18 protein-coding genes are annotated in these 17,115 nt (G+C 46.7%); 4 read left to right on the top strand and 14 right to left on the bottom strand.

Annotated features, from left to right (window positions below):
* Window positions 1-30: 30 nt before the first annotated feature.
* From proC to NLX73_RS04315, 4 genes are read left to right on the top strand one after another with little or no spacing between them, the layout of a single operon-like run.
* Window positions 31-897, top strand: a complete 867-nt coding sequence (gene proC, locus NLX73_RS04330; protein WP_254325427.1) for a pyrroline-5-carboxylate reductase — start codon at window positions 31-33, stop codon at window positions 895-897.
* On the top strand, window positions 894-2,105 hold the full coding sequence (locus NLX73_RS04325) for a 2,3-diketo-5-methylthiopentyl-1-phosphate enolase (RefSeq protein WP_254325426.1): 1,212 nt from the start codon (window positions 894-896) through the stop codon (window positions 2,103-2,105). The genes proC and NLX73_RS04325 overlap by 4 nt, the downstream gene beginning before the upstream one ends.
* Window positions 2,102-2,779, top strand: a complete 678-nt coding sequence (locus NLX73_RS04320) for a 2-hydroxy-3-keto-5-methylthiopentenyl-1-phosphate phosphatase (protein ID WP_254325425.1) — start codon at window positions 2,102-2,104, stop codon at window positions 2,777-2,779. Before NLX73_RS04325 ends, NLX73_RS04320 begins: the two co-directional genes overlap by 4 nt.
* The gene (locus NLX73_RS04315; RefSeq protein WP_254325424.1) at window positions 2,780-3,436 is read left to right on the top strand and encodes a methylthioribulose 1-phosphate dehydratase; all 657 of its coding nucleotides are present in this window, start codon (window positions 2,780-2,782) and stop codon (window positions 3,434-3,436) included. It begins immediately after the preceding gene.
* A 166-nt stretch (window positions 3,437-3,602) separates the two neighbouring features.
* Here NLX73_RS04315 and NLX73_RS04310 read toward each other — a convergent pair whose 3' ends face one another.
* The 14 genes from NLX73_RS04310 to NLX73_RS04245 all read right to left on the bottom strand — a co-directional run bounded on the left by NLX73_RS04310 (window position 3,603) and on the right by NLX73_RS04245 (window position 17,112).
* Window positions 3,603-4,214 carry a flavin reductase family protein gene (locus NLX73_RS04310; protein ID WP_061829175.1) on the bottom strand — a complete coding sequence of 204 codons (612 nt, stop codon included), beginning with the start codon at window positions 4,212-4,214 and terminating at the stop codon, window positions 3,603-3,605.
* 164 nt (window positions 4,215-4,378) lie between these two features.
* Window positions 4,379-5,161 (bottom strand): hypothetical protein, encoded by a 783-nt coding sequence (locus NLX73_RS04305; RefSeq protein WP_165177175.1) that lies wholly within the window; start codon window positions 5,159-5,161, stop codon window positions 4,379-4,381.
* A 1-nt stretch (window position 5,162) separates the two neighbouring features.
* Window positions 5,163-6,431, bottom strand: a complete 1,269-nt coding sequence (locus NLX73_RS04300) for a multi-tm2 domain protein (RefSeq protein WP_069289806.1) — start codon at window positions 6,429-6,431, stop codon at window positions 5,163-5,165.
* A gap of 95 nt (window positions 6,432-6,526) precedes the next feature.
* Entirely contained in the window at window positions 6,527-6,997 is a 471-nt protein-coding gene (locus tag NLX73_RS04295; protein ID WP_061829178.1) for a hypothetical protein, read from the bottom strand.
* The gene (locus tag NLX73_RS04290; protein ID WP_061829179.1) at window positions 6,994-7,482 is read right to left on the bottom strand and encodes an RNA polymerase sigma factor; all 489 of its coding nucleotides are present in this window, start codon (window positions 7,480-7,482) and stop codon (window positions 6,994-6,996) included. The genes NLX73_RS04295 and NLX73_RS04290 overlap by 4 nt, the downstream gene beginning before the upstream one ends.
* A gap of 202 nt (window positions 7,483-7,684) precedes the next feature.
* Window positions 7,685-8,413, bottom strand: a complete 729-nt coding sequence (locus NLX73_RS04285; protein WP_069289808.1) for a DnaD domain-containing protein — start codon at window positions 8,411-8,413, stop codon at window positions 7,685-7,687.
* A gap of 3 nt (window positions 8,414-8,416) precedes the next feature.
* A complete protein-coding gene (gene asnS / locus NLX73_RS04280; protein ID WP_013310674.1) occupies window positions 8,417-9,712 on the bottom strand; it encodes an asparagine--tRNA ligase in 1,296 nt (431 codons plus the stop codon).
* A 132-nt stretch (window positions 9,713-9,844) separates the two neighbouring features.
* Complete coding sequence (locus NLX73_RS04275) at window positions 9,845-11,041, bottom strand: acetate/propionate family kinase (RefSeq protein ID WP_013310675.1); 1,197 nt, start codon at window positions 11,039-11,041, stop codon at window positions 9,845-9,847.
* Window positions 11,038-11,910 (bottom strand): 3-hydroxyacyl-CoA dehydrogenase family protein, encoded by an 873-nt coding sequence (locus NLX73_RS04270; protein ID WP_254325423.1) that lies wholly within the window; start codon window positions 11,908-11,910, stop codon window positions 11,038-11,040. The genes NLX73_RS04275 and NLX73_RS04270 overlap by 4 nt, the downstream gene beginning before the upstream one ends.
* Window positions 11,911-12,046: 136 nt before the next feature.
* On the bottom strand, window positions 12,047-13,549 hold the full coding sequence (locus NLX73_RS04265) for an AAA family ATPase (protein WP_254325422.1): 1,503 nt from the start codon (window positions 13,547-13,549) through the stop codon (window positions 12,047-12,049).
* Window positions 13,542-14,075: a hypothetical protein gene (locus NLX73_RS04260; RefSeq protein WP_254325421.1), complete on the bottom strand. Its 534-nt coding sequence runs from the start codon at window positions 14,073-14,075 to the stop codon at window positions 13,542-13,544. The genes NLX73_RS04265 and NLX73_RS04260 overlap by 8 nt, the downstream gene beginning before the upstream one ends.
* 533 nt (window positions 14,076-14,608) lie before the next feature.
* The gene (locus NLX73_RS04255) at window positions 14,609-15,133 is read right to left on the bottom strand and encodes a cell wall elongation regulator TseB-like domain-containing protein (RefSeq protein WP_061829184.1); all 525 of its coding nucleotides are present in this window, start codon (window positions 15,131-15,133) and stop codon (window positions 14,609-14,611) included.
* A 37-nt stretch (window positions 15,134-15,170) separates the two neighbouring features.
* Window positions 15,171-16,472, bottom strand: a complete 1,302-nt coding sequence (locus tag NLX73_RS04250; RefSeq protein ID WP_069289812.1) for an amidohydrolase — start codon at window positions 16,470-16,472, stop codon at window positions 15,171-15,173.
* The gene (locus tag NLX73_RS04245) at window positions 16,459-17,112 is read right to left on the bottom strand and encodes a redox-sensing transcriptional repressor Rex (protein WP_061829186.1); all 654 of its coding nucleotides are present in this window, start codon (window positions 17,110-17,112) and stop codon (window positions 16,459-16,461) included. Before NLX73_RS04245 ends, NLX73_RS04250 begins: the two co-directional genes overlap by 14 nt.
* Window positions 17,113-17,115 lie beyond the last annotated feature (3 nt).

Raw genomic sequence — 17,115 nt, 5'->3', positions numbered from 1 at the left:
TCAATCTGTATCCTTGGAGGTTATGAATCTATGTGTGAATCACAAACAAAGGTTTTAATTAATGAGCAAATTACATTTTTCGGGGCAGGATCAATGGCAGAGGCTATTATTCGCGGAATGACGGCTCGTTCTGTCGTCATTCCTAGTGGTATTACCGTCATCAACCGCAGTAATCAGGCTCGCCTTGAGGAACTTCAAAAGCAATATGGAGTCTTGTTCCAAACCGTGGATGCCGCCAAAACCGAGCTTCTGCGTCGTTCTCCGGTCATTGTGCTTGCCATGAAGCCCAAGGATGCTGCACAAGCACTTGGACAGCTCGGCCCACTTCTGTCTGATGAGCAGCTGATCATTTCGGTAATCGCCGGATTGTCTATTCGTACGATGCAAACGTTGCTGGGTCGCAAGCAGCCGATCGCACGGACGATGCCCAATACATCCAGCTCAATTGGGCTGGGAGCCACAGGTATTAGCTTTTCCAAGGAGATCAGCGAAAACCAGCGTAAAAACGTGCTTACAATGTTCGAATCTGTAGGTACGGTAACGGTTATAGAAGAAGAGAAAATGGATGTTTTGACCGGGATATCTGGAAGCGGCCCTGCGTATGTCTACTACCTGATGGAAGCCATGATTGCCGGAGGAATCCGTGGTGGCTTGACCCCTGAGCAAGCGCACGAACTAACGGTGCAAACCGCGCTTGGAGCGGCACGTATGGTGCAGCAAACCGGAGAGGAGCCTTCTGCCCTTCGCCACAAAATTATGTCTCCTAATGGCTCTACGGTAGCTGCATTGGAAATGCTGGACAAAGGTGACTTCTACGAAACGGTGATTGCGGCGGTGCAGCGGTGCGCTGAACGATCCCGCGAGATGGGAGCTGTACTCAAGGAGGGAATTGAATGAGCTATTGCTTGGCGACCTACCGGGTATACGATGACAAAGCCGATTTTAACCAAAAGGGCCAATCTATTGCCATCGGCATGACGGTGGGCAGCTGGACTGAGCTCCCGCAAGCCAAACGAGACGCGATGCAAAAGCATCTTGGCTCGGTTCATTCTGTGGATATTCACGATGGAGGTCCCGGTGAACGGTACGCGGACCTGACCATCGCTTACCCGGATGTCAACTTCAGCCGAGACATTCCCGCTCTGCTGGTCACGGTCTTCGGCAAAATTTCAATGGACGGCCGAATTAAGCTAACGAAGCTGGGTTTCTCGGAAGCATTCCGCTCTGCTTTTCCAGGACCGAAATTCGGTATCAGCGGCTTGCGCGAGCAGCTTGGCGTGTATGATCGCCCCCTGCTCATGAGCATTTTCAAATCTGTAATTGGCCTCAATTTGGACGAACTTCGTGAACAGTTTACCCGGCAGGCTCTCGGTGGTGTTGATCTGATCAAGGACGACGAGATCTTATTTGAAAACGCGCTGACGCCGATTGAAAAACGTGTCGAAGCCTGCATCAAAGCCGCTGAAGCGGCTGAGCGTGAAACCGGTAAAAAGCTGCTGTATGCCGCTAATTTAACGGGGCCAACCTCGCATCTTAAGACGCAAGCTCTCAAGGCCATTGATACGGGTGCCAACGCGTTACTGTTTAACGTGTTGGCCTACGGTTATGATGTGCTGCATGAACTTAGCAGCGATCCCGCCGTCTCGGTGCCGATTGCAGCCCATCCTTCGTTAGCGGGTGCTGCTTATCCATCGCCGCATTATGGTATATCGGCGTCCGTCCTGCTCGGTCAGCTTATGCGGCTGGCTGGCGCTGACCTCGTGCTCTTCCCTTCTCCCTACGGCTCAGTGACGATACCGCGTGACGAAAACATGGCAATCCGCGATGAGCTGATCAACCCTGATCTACCGCTGAAGGCCAGCATGCCTGTCCCTTCCGCAGGGATTCACCCGGGCCTCGTGCCGCTCATTGTACGTGATTTTGGTACTGACGTTGTTGTCAACGCTGGGGGCGGCATTCACGGACATCCGCTGGGTACAGAAGCTGGTGGGCGCGCCTTTGTGCAGGCGATTGAAGCGGTACAGCAGAATGTCCCGCTGGCAGAATACGCCCGTACTCACCCCGAGCTGCAATCTGCGCTCGACACATGGGGAGGCGAACGATGAGCACAGCAAAGAAGCCCGTCATTTTTTGCGATTTTGACGGGACAATTACGAACAGCGACAATATTGTCGCCATTATGAAGCATTTTCAGCCTACAGGCTGTGAGCCCATCATGCATCAAATCTTAAATGGGCATACATCCATTCGTGAAGGCGTAGGTGCCATGTTCGCCCTGATGCCTTCGGAGCAAAAGGACGAAATTATCTCATATGTACTTGGACAAGCTGGTATACGCGAGGGCTTTGCACGCTTTTTGGACTATGTACGAGAGCAGCAGATTCAATTTTTCGTCACCAGTGGCGGCATTGATTTTTTTATTGATCCATTGCTAAAACCTTTTGACATTCCACACGACCACGTCTATTGCAACGGAGCGGATTTTTCCGGGGAGCGCATCCAGATTACGTGGCCGCATCCATGTGAGGAACCGTGTACAAATGATTGTGGCATGTGTAAAACGACTGTGATTCGTCAATATCCTTCCGGACAATACGAACGGATTTTGATCGGCGACAGCCTGACCGATTTTGAAGGAGCTAAAATTGCCGATCTTGTGTACTCCCGTTCGCATCTGACTTTAAAGTGTCAAGAGCTTGGCGTACCACATGTACCCTTTGAAACATTTGATGACATTATCGAGGATTTAAAGCAAAAACAGGAGCAAGGGGTGCTGTAAATGAGTTTTAACTTGGCAGACATTTCATTGGAAGAAAAACGCCGCGCACTGGAAGAACTCGCTGATGTCAAAGAACTATTCGCATCTCGCAACTGGTTCCCAGGCACGAGCGGCAATTTGTCGATCCGAATCGGTGACTTTCATCCCGAACAATTTTATTTTGCAGTCACCGCCAGCGGTAAGGATAAAACCAAGCGTACTCCGGAAGATTTTCTGTTCGTAGACCAGTACGGAAAAGCGGCAGAAGCGACAAACCTCAAGCCAAGCGCAGAGACGCTTATACATTGCGAAATTTACCGCCTGACAGGCTGCGGAGCCGTTTTTCATGTGCATACCGTGTTTAATAATCTGATTTCCGAATATTACGGTGAGCAAGGCGCTGTACCTATCCAAGGTATTGAGCTGATCAAGGCTTTTAACATTTGGGACGAAAATGCTGCGATTGATATTCCTGTGCTGCCTAATTACGCAGATATTGCCTCGATTGCCAAGCTGGTGCCCGGTGTGCTGAATGATCAGGTGCCTGGAATTTTATTGCGTAACCACGGCATTTATGCGTGGGGCCGTGATGTATTTGAGGCTAAAAAGCATTTGGAGGCGTTTGAATTTTTGTTTGAAACGACCTATCGCTCCCTGCTACTGAAAACTTTGAAGTAAATAAACTCATAAATATCAAAGATGCTTATCATTATTTGTAAAAGTGGCCATTGAATATCGAGAACGGAGCCTAAGCGATAGCACAGGAACGTTCTCTTTTTTATAATTAGGGTATTCTATTCTACTAGCCACATAAAATCTTAGGCATGCTGTAAAAAAACGCCCCCTATTGGGGACGCTCCAGCGTGAATTGCTCTCCTAGCTTCGCATAGTTGTTCCCAGCCAACCGACTTACTGGACGCAACTCCTTAGCAATCACATACGTATTTTGGTATGCTTCCTCGGACAAATGATACTGCACTACGCGTCCGATTAACAGATCACAGGCAGGTGAGTCCTCCTTGCCTCCCAACGGTATAACTTGTTCCAGAATACATTCCATGCGTATTTTCGCTTCTGCCACACCGGGAACTTCGATTTTTGTACTTTTGACTGGGGTAAGGCCTGCCAGTGCAACCTCACTCTCCTGCGGCAACAGACGGGAAGCCGTCACATTCACCGCTCCCACATTGTCCTCGTCTGTGATATGTACGACAAATGCTTTATGCTCCATCGCATTACGTGCTGTATCTTTGGATACTCCATCGACACGTTGTACGGATACAGACAGCAGTGGCGGTTCAGAGGCTACGATGGAAAAATAACTGAACGGCGCACCATTCAGCACCCCTTCGCTGCTCAAAGTCGTTACAAAGGCTACCGGCCTTGGGATGATACTTCCGGTCAACAGCTTATAATTTTCACGCCCTGTAAGCGTATCAGGATTCAACGAAATCATTTTTCTCCCTCATTTCCGATCACAATCGCTATTCGATTGCACATCATCAAGTTTCGCCTGATAAGCAAATACACCATTAGCTAGCGACATGGATGACATCTCAGGCTTCCCTTCCAGTATCGCGTGAATGATACGAAATGTAAAGTTGGAGCCGGAAGATCTCCCTATTTTTCAATTATATTTCCTCGGCTATCGCGCACAGTAACCGTAGTTCCCTCAGGTACAGCAATCGTAACATCAAGCTGCTGCTGAGTCTGCATAAAACGTGTCGGAATTTGACCCAGTAATACATACAAGGTATCGCCGATTTGCTTGGTTTGATATAAATCTTGTCCTTTTAATTCGTCCTCTTTGCCTGTGTATACATAACTTCCGAACACATGCACTTCCGGTGAGGTGGTTGCGTCAATTTTGACCGCATAAGGATCTTCCCCCTGTACAATCACCTTGTTCACTCCGGCAGGTAGTTTTTCATGCCAGTCTGGGAGAACCCTTGTTTCCTGAACCGAACTCATTATTTCTCTGACTTGTGGAGTGATTCCCAATGAACTGACCAAGGCAAATCCGATACAGCAAAAAACCAATACCGCCGTAATAAACATACTGAACAAATCATAACCAATGCGCTCACGCGTCCCTTTCCAAGCAGTATACATTAAAATTTCCAATCCCAGCAAAACAAAAACGACAGGCCACCAGGTTAACGCCTGGTCCAGAATGCCCGCTCCCCAAAACTTGGAGGCAAACGTTACGCCCCCCAGCAGGACAAGGAAAAGTCCCATTGACAGCCTTCCAACTTTCCACACCCCTGCCGGAGTGTTTGACGCTTTAGAGGAGCTATTTTTGTTAGATGATGTACCCAATATACCTGTGGCACCTCCTCCATCGCTATGAGGATGATGGACTCCCTTTAAGGGAGCCTCACTCTTTGAAAATTCAGTATCCATTCTATTGCTTCTCCTTTACTCGTTTAGATTTGGAATTCCCGATCATCATCCAAATACCACCGCCGATCAACAATAAGGATACGATAATCGTCCGTAGATACATGTCAACCAAATTATAAATCTCTCCGTTTGGAAACAGACGATCCAGAGTAGGAACTAGTACGTTGATTAAGATGTAATAGGCGCCCAGCAATAGTAACCCCAAGCCTACCCAGCGGTGATATTGTGCAAACATACCGATCACAGGTTTGTCGATCAGCGGCTCCCGTCCATAACGGCTTACTTGCTGCAATGCATCAAAAAAACTGTAAAACCAAACCACCGGAAGCAGGAACAAAAAGAGTGAAAGATGCAGCACGTCCAGTACATAGATGCCTCCTAAAAACAAAAGCATGAGTTGGAGTCCACGCTTTTGCAAACCTATATACATATGTCCGGCACCGGGAAATACCGATAAAATGGTAGCCAGCATTTTACTTCGGCGTCCCTCGATTCTTCCATGCTCCAGTTCCTCAAACAAAGTCCGGTCCTGAAGAATTTCTCCAGCTTGTTTGCGATGTACATGCTGCACCGCATCAAACATGCAATACAGCCAAATAATCGGCAACACGCCCGCAAAGGCCAAAAATCCGGATTCGTTAGTAATGCTAGTAATAAAGATAAGAATCGCACCAAAGCCAAAGAAGGACAGTAAAAAAGACAAACCACGCTGCATCAGCCCCAAATGGAGGTGTCCCAATCCAGGAATGAACGACAGCAAAATCGTAAAAAAGCGCTCATTCTCCGATCCTCTTTGAAAAGCAGGTGATCCTGCCATACCATAGTGTCCTTGTTGATAATGGTTATTATAGCCCGGGCCATATCCCATTCCTGCTCCCGGTACATCCGTATCTGCGTGTGTTGCCCCCTCCGGTACCTCCCCTGTTAAACCAGCCTGTCCATAAGGTCCATTTTGCGAGTAAAAATCATATGGATTGGGCCCTGCATGAGGGGGGTATGGAGCAGCGACTGCACGAGGATCATAACGCAACAAGCTAATCATGATATGCAGCATGCTGAGTCCCCAAAAAAGGGCGGCAACAAACATACCGAATAATAAAGGCGATTCGTCTCTTACTACGAATGCAAGAAATAATCCTCCTGCCAAACATCCGAAAAACAAAATGGTGTATACAAACACATTGGCTTTTCGGGTCCAGTAATAGTGTCCCACACCGGGAATGATGTTCAATAGAAATGCCAAGAGCTTGCTTCTTTCCGTATAAGGCATCGCTACACTTCCTTTCTATTTATGGGATTTTGATAAAGTTCCCAATTGAAGGTTGCTATTTTTGAGTTTTTTCATCTCAGCCTTTATCCGATGATTTAGGGCTTTAATTTATCGAGCCAGGTTGTTGTAGCTCGCATGACCTCTTCACTGTAAGAAACGCGTTCTTTTGGAGGAATCGGCTTTCCGTCTGTTTGCGGCATCATTTTGTCAAAGGCTCCACTGGACAACAAGATCAACGTTAGACTTGCGGCGACAACATAATGAAACACAGGTTTTTCAAACCAGCGGCGTTTTTTGAACATAACTTGACTCGGTTCAGCTTCTATCTCGGGAAGAACGGCCATTACCTGATCTGTGAAGCGCTCCGTATCCATCCAGGCAGAATAATCTTTTAAAGTTGACTCCAGTTGCTCCAGTGCAACAAGATATAACATCAGCGCCTGTTCGTCTTCCAGCAGTAGCTTTTCCAGCCGGGCAGATTCTTCTATCGTGCAAGTTCCTGCAATGTAAGCATGCCAGTCATTCGATTTCCCTTCAATCCACGGTTTATCTTGTTGGTCAGTCATTGCCATTCCTCCTCCTTCCAGTGATTTCGAATCCATAGCCGCGCCCGATAGAGTCTCGACTCTACTGTTTTTAAAGCTACCTGCGTCTCTTCTGCAATTTGATCGTAAGTTTTGCCCTGCATATAATAGGCTTGAATAATATCCCGATGTTGCTGGGGCAACTGGGCAATTTTTTGCGATAGTTCTACAGTTTGCTCCTCGCGGATGAGACGGGCCAGCACATCCTCATCCCGGGAAGGGAGCTGTACAAGGGATTGTGCCACGTCTATAAGCTCTGCGGGTCGTCTGTCCTGTTTGCGCTTAATATCCAGCGCTTTGTGGAGCGCAATTCGGCTCAGCCACGTTTTAAATCCTTCGTTCCGGTATTGGGGGAGAGACTTGTACACCTGAACGAACGCCTCCTGCGCGGCATCTTCGGCTTCCTTGCTGTCATGCAGTACCGAATAGGCGATATGAAATACATGCTTGCTGTACAGCTCTACGATCTCACGGAACGCCTGCCGGTCACCGGACCGTATTCGTTCAATGATTCTCTCTATATCAATGACGCTCTCCCCCTTCCCAATACTATAGACGCCAGGAAATTTCCTTCCCCTGCATATTTCGAAAAAAAATATTTAAAAAAGGACACACCCTCCTGACGGAATGGTGTGTCCTCTATCATTAAAGCCTATTTAGACCGATATATCAATTGCGTCCGCCACCACGGAATCGCTGGGCGTATTCTTTGGCATCCTGTGCATTACGAACACGGTTTCGGCTCCACTCCAGCAAAATACGGTCTATATACCGGAAATGTACTTTCCCTGCAAATACCGCTTCCTTCAAAGCCAGCAAAATCAGCTCCTCGGGATACCGATCCTGATCCACCCAGCTGGTGATCGTCTCGTATTCCATCGGTGACAATGGGCGCCCGAATTCTTTCTCAAAAATCGTGAACAAATTCCGTTCTTCTGTAAGCGGGGATTCTGATATTCCATTCAGTAAATCCGGCTTTCCGGCAAACAAAATGTCATCTTCATCGTGCTGCTCATTACGCTCAGCGATCATACATTCTGCCAACTTACGGTACAGCCCCGTCAAATTGTAACGTTCGAATTGTACGGATGAGCTGCGGTCTTCTACGGAATCGATTCTCAAAAATCCTTCTTTCATGAGCTTACTGAAATAGAGTGCGATTTCGTTCGCAGTGCATCCGATACGTGACTGCAATTGTTCCCATGTCGGAAATTCATTACGTTCCGCTTGTTTAAAGGCAAGCAACTGCATCAGTAGCAGCATTTCACCATCCGTCAGCCGAAGTGTCCGATAATGCTTGAGCAGGGCGTAGGGAATCTGGACCATTCCGGCTTCCATAGCAAAGGCTACTCCCTCCGCCCATTCTGCCGCTGATGTCTTGTCGAATGATCCGGTCATCGGTTACGGATACAAACGATACAGCATACGTGGGAACGGAATCGTTTCACGTACATGATCGAGTCCACAAATCCATGCTACTGTACGCTCCAGGCCCAGTCCAAAGCCGGAATGCGGAACGGTACCATAGGTGCGCAGATCCATATACCATTGGTAGGCTTCACGAGCCAAGTTATGCTCGTTAAAACGTTCTTCCATCAATGCTGGATCATCAATCCGTTGGGAACCCCCGATAATTTCGCCGTAGCCTTCAGGAGCGATCATATCGGCACACAAAACAACCTCTGGACGGGTCGGGTCTGGTTTCATATAGAATGCCTTAATGTGAGTCGGCCAATGTGTAATGAACACAGGCTTGTTATATCTTTCAGCAATCGCCGTTTCATGAGGAGCACCAAAGTCTTCTCCCCATGGAATATCGAAACCTTCACCTTGAAGGAAGGCAATCGCCTCATCATACGTAATACGTGGGAATTCGCCTTGAATTTGCTCCAGCTTCGAAACATCGCGTCCGATTGTTTCAAGCTCCTTCGCACAGTTTTTCAGAACAGATTGCACGATATGACTTACAAACTGCTCCTGAACGCGCAAGGATTCTTCATGATCCACAAAAGCCATCTCAGGCTCGATCATCCAGAACTCAATCAGGTGACGACGTGTTTTAGACTTTTCCGCACGGAAAGTTGGACCAAAGGAATATACTTTGCCCAGCGCCATTGCCGCGGCTTCCATATACAACTGCCCGCTTTGTGTCAAATACGCATCTTCATCAAAATATTTAATGTGGAACAATTCTGTTGTGCCTTCTGCAGAGGAAGGAGTCAAAATGGGTGGGTCCACCTTCGTAAAACCGTTGCCGTTAAAGAATTCCTGTACAGCACGGATAATTTCCGCCCGTACGATCAGAACAGCACGTTGCTTGGCGGAACGCAGCCACAAGTGACGATGATCCATCAGGAAATCTACCCCATGCTCTTTGGGTGTAATCGGGTAGTTTTCGGTCAAATGAATAATTTCAATGCCTGTAACCGTTAATTCAAAGCCCGATTGGCTACGCGGTTCTTCACGCACCACTCCAGTAACGTAAAGGGAGCTCTCTTGAGTCAAGGATTTAGCGTCATTCCAAATATCCTCGGACACTTCGCTTTTCACGATAACCCCTTGAATATACCCGCTACCATCGCGCAGTTGCAGGAACTGAATTTTACCACTAGATCGTTTATTGTTTACCCAAGCGCCGATTGTAACCGTTTCCCCTACATGGCGGCCCACTTGGGCAATCGTACTTTTATTCGTCATGACCGTCTCTCTCCTCTTAACCGAAAATCAAACAGCCCTTCCCCCTGGGTCAGGCTGTTTGCTCTCGCTGTTTGGTGCATGCGGAACTCAAACGTAAGTCCGCATGCATAAAGTTTATACTTTCGAACAGAACTACTGAACCAGACGGAACGTGTCACGGGCAATAACCAGTTCTTCGTTCGTTGGAATGATCAGTACTTCTACCTTTGAATTTGCAGTTGTAATCCGGCGAGGCTCGCCAGAACGAATAGCATTCAACGATTCATCCAGCTCGATACCGAGGAATGTCAATTGCTCCAACACTCTCTTACGCAGAACGATGGAGTTCTCGCCTACACCTGCTGTAAATGCAATTACGTCTACCCCGTTCATTGCGGCAGCATACGATCCAATGTATTTGCGCAGACGGTATTCATACATTTCGAATGCCAATGTAGAATTAGCTTCGCCTTTTTCCATACCTTCTGTGATTTCACGCATGTCACTGCTGATACCGGAGATAGCTAAAAGTCCACTATGCTTGTTCAGCATGGAATTGACTTCATTGACAGTCAATTCTTCTTTGTTCATAACATAAGGTACGATTGCTGGGTCCAAATCACCACTACGAGTACCCATCATAAGACCTTCCAGTGGAGTCATACCCATGGAAGTATCAACAGACAAACCGCCTTGAACTGCTGTTACACTACCACCATTACCGATATGACAAGTGATAATCTTCAGGTCTTCCAAAGGACGACCAAGGAATTTGGCGGCTTCCTTACTTACAAAATCATGGGAAGTGCCGTGGGCACCGTAACGACGAACCTTATACTTATTGTACAACACTCTTGGAATGGCGTACATATAAGCTTTTTCAGGCATGGTTTGATGGAACGAGGTATCAAATACCACAACCTGCGGTACATCTGGCATATTCAATTCAGCCGCTTTAATCCCCATCATGGAAGCAGGGTTATGCAGTGGTGCCAGGTCAAACAAGCGGCGGATTTCACTCTTCGCTTCAGGCGTTACAACTGCAGACTGTTTGAAGATTTCGCCTCCATGAACCACACGGTGGCCTACAGCCTGAATTTCACTAGTACTGGAGATTACACCATGTTCAGCATCTGTGAGTGCGTTCAGCACTTTACGGATGGCTGTAGTATGTTCCAAAATTTCGCTAACTTCGGTGTATTCTTCTTTATTGGTTGGCTTATGCGTAAGAATGGAGGAATCCATACCGATGCGCTCTACCAATCCTTTTGCCAGAACGGACTCGTCCGTCATATCATACAATTGGTATTTCAGGGAAGAACTCCCTGCATTGATTACGAGAATTTTCATATCCGGTCACCATCCTTGTCGTACATAAAGAAGCCTTCGCCCGATTTCACGCCCAGATTACCTGCACGCACCATTTTCTTCAGTACGATGGACGGACGATATTTCAATTCGCCGAATTCACGGAACATACGCTCCAGAGCAGCCAAAACGGAATCTAGACCAAAGCGGTCAGCCATTTCCAAAGGACCGCTTTGGAAGTTATAGCCGATTCGCATAGCATCATCAATATCTTCAGCGGAAGCCACGCCCTCTTGAAGTACATGGGCCGCTTCGTTAATCAGCAGACAGATAATCCGGCTTGTTACGAATCCAGGAGATTCATAAATCATGACTCCTTTTTTCTCCACTATTTCTTCCACGAACATTTTAGTGTGTTCAAATGTATCGTCCGAAGTTTTCAAACCACGAATAATTTCTACAAGATCAATACGGGATACTGGATAAATAAAGTGCATACCAATAACACGCTCAGGATACTTGGTCGAGCTAGCAAGCTCGGTCAGGCTCAGCGTGGATGTATTACTTGCAAGAATAATATTGCTTGGACACACATAGTCTAGCTCTTGGAACACTGCTTTCTTCTCGTCCAGATTCTCTGTAATAGTCTCAATGACCATATCGCAGCTTCCGAGCTCCGCCAAATGGATTACTTTTTGAATACGGGATAAGATCAATTTTTTCTCAGCTTGAGTAATTGCCCATTTTTCCAGTTGTTTGTCCAGACTCGTTTCAATCATATTGTAGGCGTAGTCTAGTTTCTCTGGTGTCTGCTCTACCAGCAGCACATCGATTCCTTTGGACGCGAGCATTTCAGAAATCCCCTGTCCCATGGTGCCGCCGCCGATGACGCCGATTTTTTTAAATTGCATGATTCTTTACTCCACCCTTTCCTGGTCACTCTCATATATTGTATCCTTCTTTGTCGAAAAATACATGTTTATGTCCCAATAGATAATAATATCTTAGCACGGACTAAAAGTAAAAAAAAATAACCAGCATAAAAAATTATGCTGGTAATAAAGCATTTTCACTAAATTGACATCTAAATTGGTCTCCAGACAGAGTTTCTTCCTTCATCAGGATGTCAAGTGAGTTGTCGAACACAGGACGATGCTTTTCCAGCAACTCCAAAGTCCGGGTATGCAGGTCTGCCATAATCTCGCCATTTTCCCGCATAAGTTCTTCTTTGGTTACCATTTCCATGTTAATAATGCCAAGTGAAGTCAAACCGGAAGTCATCATCGTATGGACGATGTTCAGCGCCTGCTCAAAATCATTACTTGAGCCGGTACTGCGACCGCCATAGTACATTTCTTCCGCCGTGGCCCCTGCGAGCGAGATCATGATCTGCTCCTCCAGGAACTGCTTGGTGTATAAATAATGCTCTTGCTGTGGATTGTGGCGCACATAGCCAAGCGCTTTCCCACGTGGGCTAAGTGCTACCTGGCTTACGCTACCGGGACGAACAATTTCGGCCATAATAGCATGTCCTAGTTCATGAATCGCTACACGTTTTTTCTCTTCCAACGTCGATTCCCGGTCTGTCTTTTCACCCATCATCACTTTATCAATTGCCATCGACAGATGCTTCTGCGCAATCATTTTCTGATCCTGTCTCATCGCATAGATTGCCGCTTCATTCATCACGCTCTCCAGCTGTGCGCCGGAAAACCCGTAAGATTCCTCAGCAATTTTGTCCAGATTCGCATCTTCCTGAATCGGTTTGTTTTTGGCATGAATTTTAAGAATATGAAGACGGCCCTTCTTATCAGGCAAATCCACTTGAATATGACGGTCAAAACGCCCTGGACGTGTTAAGGCACTGTCCAGCATTTCTTTACGGTTTGTTGCTGCAATGATCAAAATCCGCGGTGTATCTGCCGAATAAATGCCATCCATTTCTGTCAGCAACTGATTCAAAGTCTGATCATATTCTCGTTGCTGTCCACCCTCACGTTTACCACCAATTACGTCGATCTCGTCAATAAAAACAATCGCATTTTCCTTCTTTTCCTTGGCTGCACGAGTACGTGCCTCCCGAAACAACTCACGAACACGACCCGCGCCAACACCAACGTACATTTCAACAAATTCACTACCTGAGGCTGCAACAAATACAGAATTAGTATAGTGTGCGGCTGCTTTCGCCATCAGTGTTTTCCCTGTTCCCGGAGGGCCTGTGAGTAGAACGCCTTTTAATGGACGGATACCAAACTTGGAAATTTCATCATGTCGATTCAAAAAGTCCAGGGCCTCACGCAGCTCCTGCTTAGCGCTTTCCTGCCCACCGATTTCCTCAAAAGTCAGCTTGTCCGGACCACTTTTTTTGCGTTTACGTTCTTGCCCAGCACCTACGGCCAAGCCGCCACGCGCATGCATGAGCATTAACAAGCCGCTGAGCATCACGCCAGCAACTAGAAGAGGGATAATATTCACCCCAATAAAAACGAGAAATATAATAGTCACCGGCACTATGCCGATTAATGTTTCCTTGATCCATCTAGGCATTAGGCCATACCCCCATTTGCTGAGATTGACGTGGCAATACGATAAACTTGGTCGCTTTCCCTTCGCTGAGTCGGATATAGACATTGTTCGAATCCATGTCGGTATCAGCTTTGATACCCGTCTTTTTCTTTTTCATCTGCTCAACTGTAGATGAAATTTGAGTATACTTTTTATTTTCCATCGCTTCGGCTACAGGAAACATAGCCTCAGACCACCATTGATTCAGTGCTGAATTGGAACGATCTTCAATATCCAGCTTAATGGTACGGCTGCCAATGATGGATTGTCCTTTTTGCTTAACCACATCGACTAATCCGGCCACATCCGCCTGCGGTTTGAGATCTAGTTTCAATACAACCTGATCCTGTTTAATATCTATTTGAGCGCTTGTCACGCCTGGATATTGAGAAACCAGTTTTTCCAGAGGACTTTGCATTGTAACCTGACGGTAAATGAACCATCCCCCAAATAGCAGCAAAGCTGCCAAAACTGCCGCCACAACGATAGGAACTGCACGCAATTTCAAACAACATCCTCCTCTCAAAATGTAAAACACAGAAGAAACGGGACGAATGTCAACAAACAACCAAATTGCATGATCTTACAGCGATCAGCAATTCTTTTTTCTATCATTTTTGTCTATCACTTATAAAATATAGTATATCATAACGTATATCTAATATCGAAGGCAATGTGTGGAGGAGTTGTGATGAGGCAAAATCTTTGGTTAAGGTGGAGGCGAGACGCTGAGCGTAGGATTTGATCTTACGATCGCTGTTGCCACCCGATTTTTCTCGATTATATTCTTAAATCCGGCGGCAAAGGCGAACGCTCTGCTTCTCCAAATTCAAATCCTCCACTCCGTGCTGCCCGCATAAAGATGAATTTGCCCTAGGAGAGAAGATGGATAGGTAAAGATGCTTCACTGGCTTTTAGCCCATTTTACGGCATAGCAAGACTAAAAGACGTAAATACGATTTCCATCGCATTTACGCCTTTTTCTTGAGTTTTCAATTATTTACTAGTCATTCATTCCACATCTGCTAATCCTCAACCAGCTCAGTTATTGGGCAAAGTATATTTTACACCCGTCGCTACCCCATCTGAGAAACGATAAAAGGTGTAGTAATGATGACTTCCATCATCGTAAAACAACTGCCACACATATTCGCCATTGAACACACTCGGCTGAAGCCTTACAATTTTTGCACCTGGAAGCTGCTGCTGAATTATTGCCGTCATTTTTTGCTCATCGACTCCATTCTTCAGCAGTTCGGTGTGAACACCGCTATTATCTGCGGCAGGTACGTTAGGTTGTCCTTCCACTTTTTGAAAAGGAACCCACACCATTATATTTTCATTCTGTGCATTTTTCCCTTGAACCACCCAATATACCTGATCCCACACAGACTTCCATGTTTGAGTCGTGCTAACCAGACCACCTGATTGCTTGGCCTTAATGATAGCGGCATTTTTCTCAGCCACCTGGTCTTGAGTAACATAGGAATAATACCAGAAAATGCTGACCAGGATCAGTATTACGGCCAAAATGGCGACCGCTATCCACTTTTTCTTATTTTTCAAACCCGTGCTTCCTCTCTAAGGGGATGTGACACCTGAATTAGCGCGACAGCAGCCCCTCAAAGGCGGCTTGTGCCTCATGTTTGATGCGTTCCTCGTCCATAGTCAGGCATTCGCCGTTTTTCACAACCTGACGACCGTCTACCCATACGTGAACCACGTCTTTGGCGCTTGCTGAGTATACCGCATGTGAAATAAGATCTGTACGCGGCAAGAAATGTGCCTGATTCAGATCCAGCGCGATAAAGTCAGCCTTGTTGCCTGCTGCCAACGCTCCTACTTCTTTTAAACCAATTGACTTTGCACCGTATTCTGTTGCCAGACGCAGCGCTTCACTTGCAGGAACTGCCGTAGGGTCACCAGATACACCCTTGTGAATAAGTGCTGCCAGACGCATTTCCTCGAACATATCCAGGTTATTATTACTGGCAGGACCATCCGTTCCGAGAGAAACGGTAACCCCTGCACGCAGCAATTCAGGCACTCTTGCCACACCACTTGCCAGCTTCAAGTTGCTACCTGGGTTGTGCGAAACCGCTACACCACGTTCAGCCAGTAAAGCTATTTCTTCATCGTTTAAATGAACGCCATGGGCAACAAGCGAAGGACGGGAGAAAAAGCCAAGCTTATCCAAGTGTGCAACTGGACGCAAACCGTAGTCTCGTACGTTTTGCTCCACTTCGGCGATCGTCTCAGACATGTGCGTATGCAGCGGCAAATCCAGATCATGCGCAGCTTGTACGAATTTTTCAATAAACGCAGGTGGACAGGTGTATGGCGCATGCGGTGACATCATCGTTGTAATACGCCCGTCTGCTTTACCATGCCAGTTACGCGCAAAAGTCACGGCCTCAGCCAGCTTGATTCGCTGTTCTTCCTCCGAACATAGTCCAATTGCTCCACGCATCAGACTTGCACGAATACCTGACTCTTCAGCTACACGAGCCACCTCATCCATATGATCGTACATGTCCAGGAAGGTCGTTGTACCACCTTTCAGCATTTCCAGCACAGACAATGACGTACCCCAGTACACGTCCGTAGATGTAAACTTGGCTTCCATAGGCCACATTTTTTCCTGAAGCCATACTTGAAGTGCCAAGTCATCTCCATGCCCACGCAGCAGAGACATCGCCGCATGACCATGAGTATTAATCAGACCAGGTAAAAACAAAAGCCCCTTACCATCGATCGCTTCCGTCTCTTCCTCACCCGAAGGCAAAGTCTCGCCAATGTAAGTAATGCGGCTATCTTCCACAATCATAAAACCATGGATTACCCCAGCTTCTGGTCCATTTACGGCAAAAGAGCCGTTTTTAATCATCCATTTATTCACTGTCATATTGTGTTTCTTCCTTTCCGTCCTCCAAATAATAAGCGAGGCTAAGCAAATCAGTTGTAAAGTCTGTGGCATGAATCCGAATGTTAGCCGGTGCTTTGAGAGTAGTCGGTGCAAAGTTCAGGATCGCTCCAATTCCACTCTCAATAAGCCTGTCAGCCACGTGCTGTGCTTCAAAATCAGGTACGGTAATAATCCCGATTCGAATGTTTTTTTCTTTCACAGTCGTTTCCAGTTCATCCATCGGTTGCACGACCAATGTATTGATCTTGGTCCCTACCTTATCCGGAAACGCATCAAATACCGCTACAATCTTCATATTGTCTTTTAAATAAGCGTTATAATTCGAAAGGGCTTGCCCCAGATTACCCGCTCCGACCAATACTACATTAATTTGCTGATCGATTTTCAGGATATGGCGTATTTTCTCAATTAGATAAGAAACATCATAACCGATACCCTTCCGACCAAAATCTCCAAAATAGGCGAGATCTTTACGGATTTGGGCCGGGTTCAAATCTAGCCTCTGTCCCAACTCTTGAGAAGAGACCGTAGCCACCTCCCGTTTGTGAAGTGCATTCAGATAACGTAAATATACGGGTAACCTCCGTACGACAGCCTCTGAAATTTTATCTGATTTCATACT

Source organism: Paenibacillus sp. CH40 (genome assembly GCF_024213605.1).
GTDB classification, from domain to species: domain Bacteria; phylum Bacillota; class Bacilli; order Paenibacillales; family Paenibacillaceae; genus Paenibacillus; species Paenibacillus polymyxa_B.
This window is presented reverse-complemented; position numbering and strand designations above follow the sequence as displayed.

Bases quoted from the DNA above. Each gene is read 5' to 3' on its own strand.
- proC (WP_254325427.1), top strand. From the start codon at position 31: ATGTGTGAATCACAAACAAAGGTTTTAATTAATGAGCAAATTACATTT.
- NLX73_RS04325 (WP_254325426.1), top strand. From the start codon at position 894: ATGAGCTATTGCTTGGCGACCTACCGGGTATACGATGACAAAGCCGAT.
- NLX73_RS04320 (WP_254325425.1), top strand. From the start codon at position 2,102: ATGAGCACAGCAAAGAAGCCCGTCATTTTTTGCGATTTTGACGGGACA.
- NLX73_RS04315 (WP_254325424.1), top strand. From the start codon at position 2,780: ATGAGTTTTAACTTGGCAGACATTTCATTGGAAGAAAAACGCCGCGCA.
- NLX73_RS04310 (WP_061829175.1), bottom strand. From the start codon at position 4,214: ATGATTTCGTTGAATCCTGATACGCTTACAGGGCGTGAAAATTATAAG.
- NLX73_RS04305 (WP_165177175.1), bottom strand. From the start codon at position 5,161: ATGGATACTGAATTTTCAAAGAGTGAGGCTCCCTTAAAGGGAGTCCAT.
- NLX73_RS04300 (WP_069289806.1), bottom strand. From the start codon at position 6,431: ATGCCTTATACGGAAAGAAGCAAGCTCTTGGCATTTCTATTGAACATC.
- NLX73_RS04295 (WP_061829178.1), bottom strand. From the start codon at position 6,997: ATGACTGACCAACAAGATAAACCGTGGATTGAAGGGAAATCGAATGAC.
- NLX73_RS04285 (WP_069289808.1), bottom strand. From the start codon at position 8,413: ATGACCGGATCATTCGACAAGACATCAGCGGCAGAATGGGCGGAGGGA.
- asnS (WP_013310674.1), bottom strand. From the start codon at position 9,712: ATGACGAATAAAAGTACGATTGCCCAAGTGGGCCGCCATGTAGGGGAA.
- NLX73_RS04275 (WP_013310675.1), bottom strand. From the start codon at position 11,041: ATGAAAATTCTCGTAATCAATGCAGGGAGTTCTTCCCTGAAATACCAA.
- NLX73_RS04270 (WP_254325423.1), bottom strand. From the start codon at position 11,910: ATGCAATTTAAAAAAATCGGCGTCATCGGCGGCGGCACCATGGGACAG.
- NLX73_RS04265 (WP_254325422.1), bottom strand. From the start codon at position 13,549: ATGCCTAGATGGATCAAGGAAACATTAATCGGCATAGTGCCGGTGACT.
- NLX73_RS04250 (WP_069289812.1), bottom strand. From the start codon at position 16,472: ATGACAGTGAATAAATGGATGATTAAAAACGGCTCTTTTGCCGTAAAT.
- NLX73_RS04245 (WP_061829186.1), bottom strand. From the start codon at position 17,112: ATGAAATCAGATAAAATTTCAGAGGCTGTCGTACGGAGGTTACCCGTA.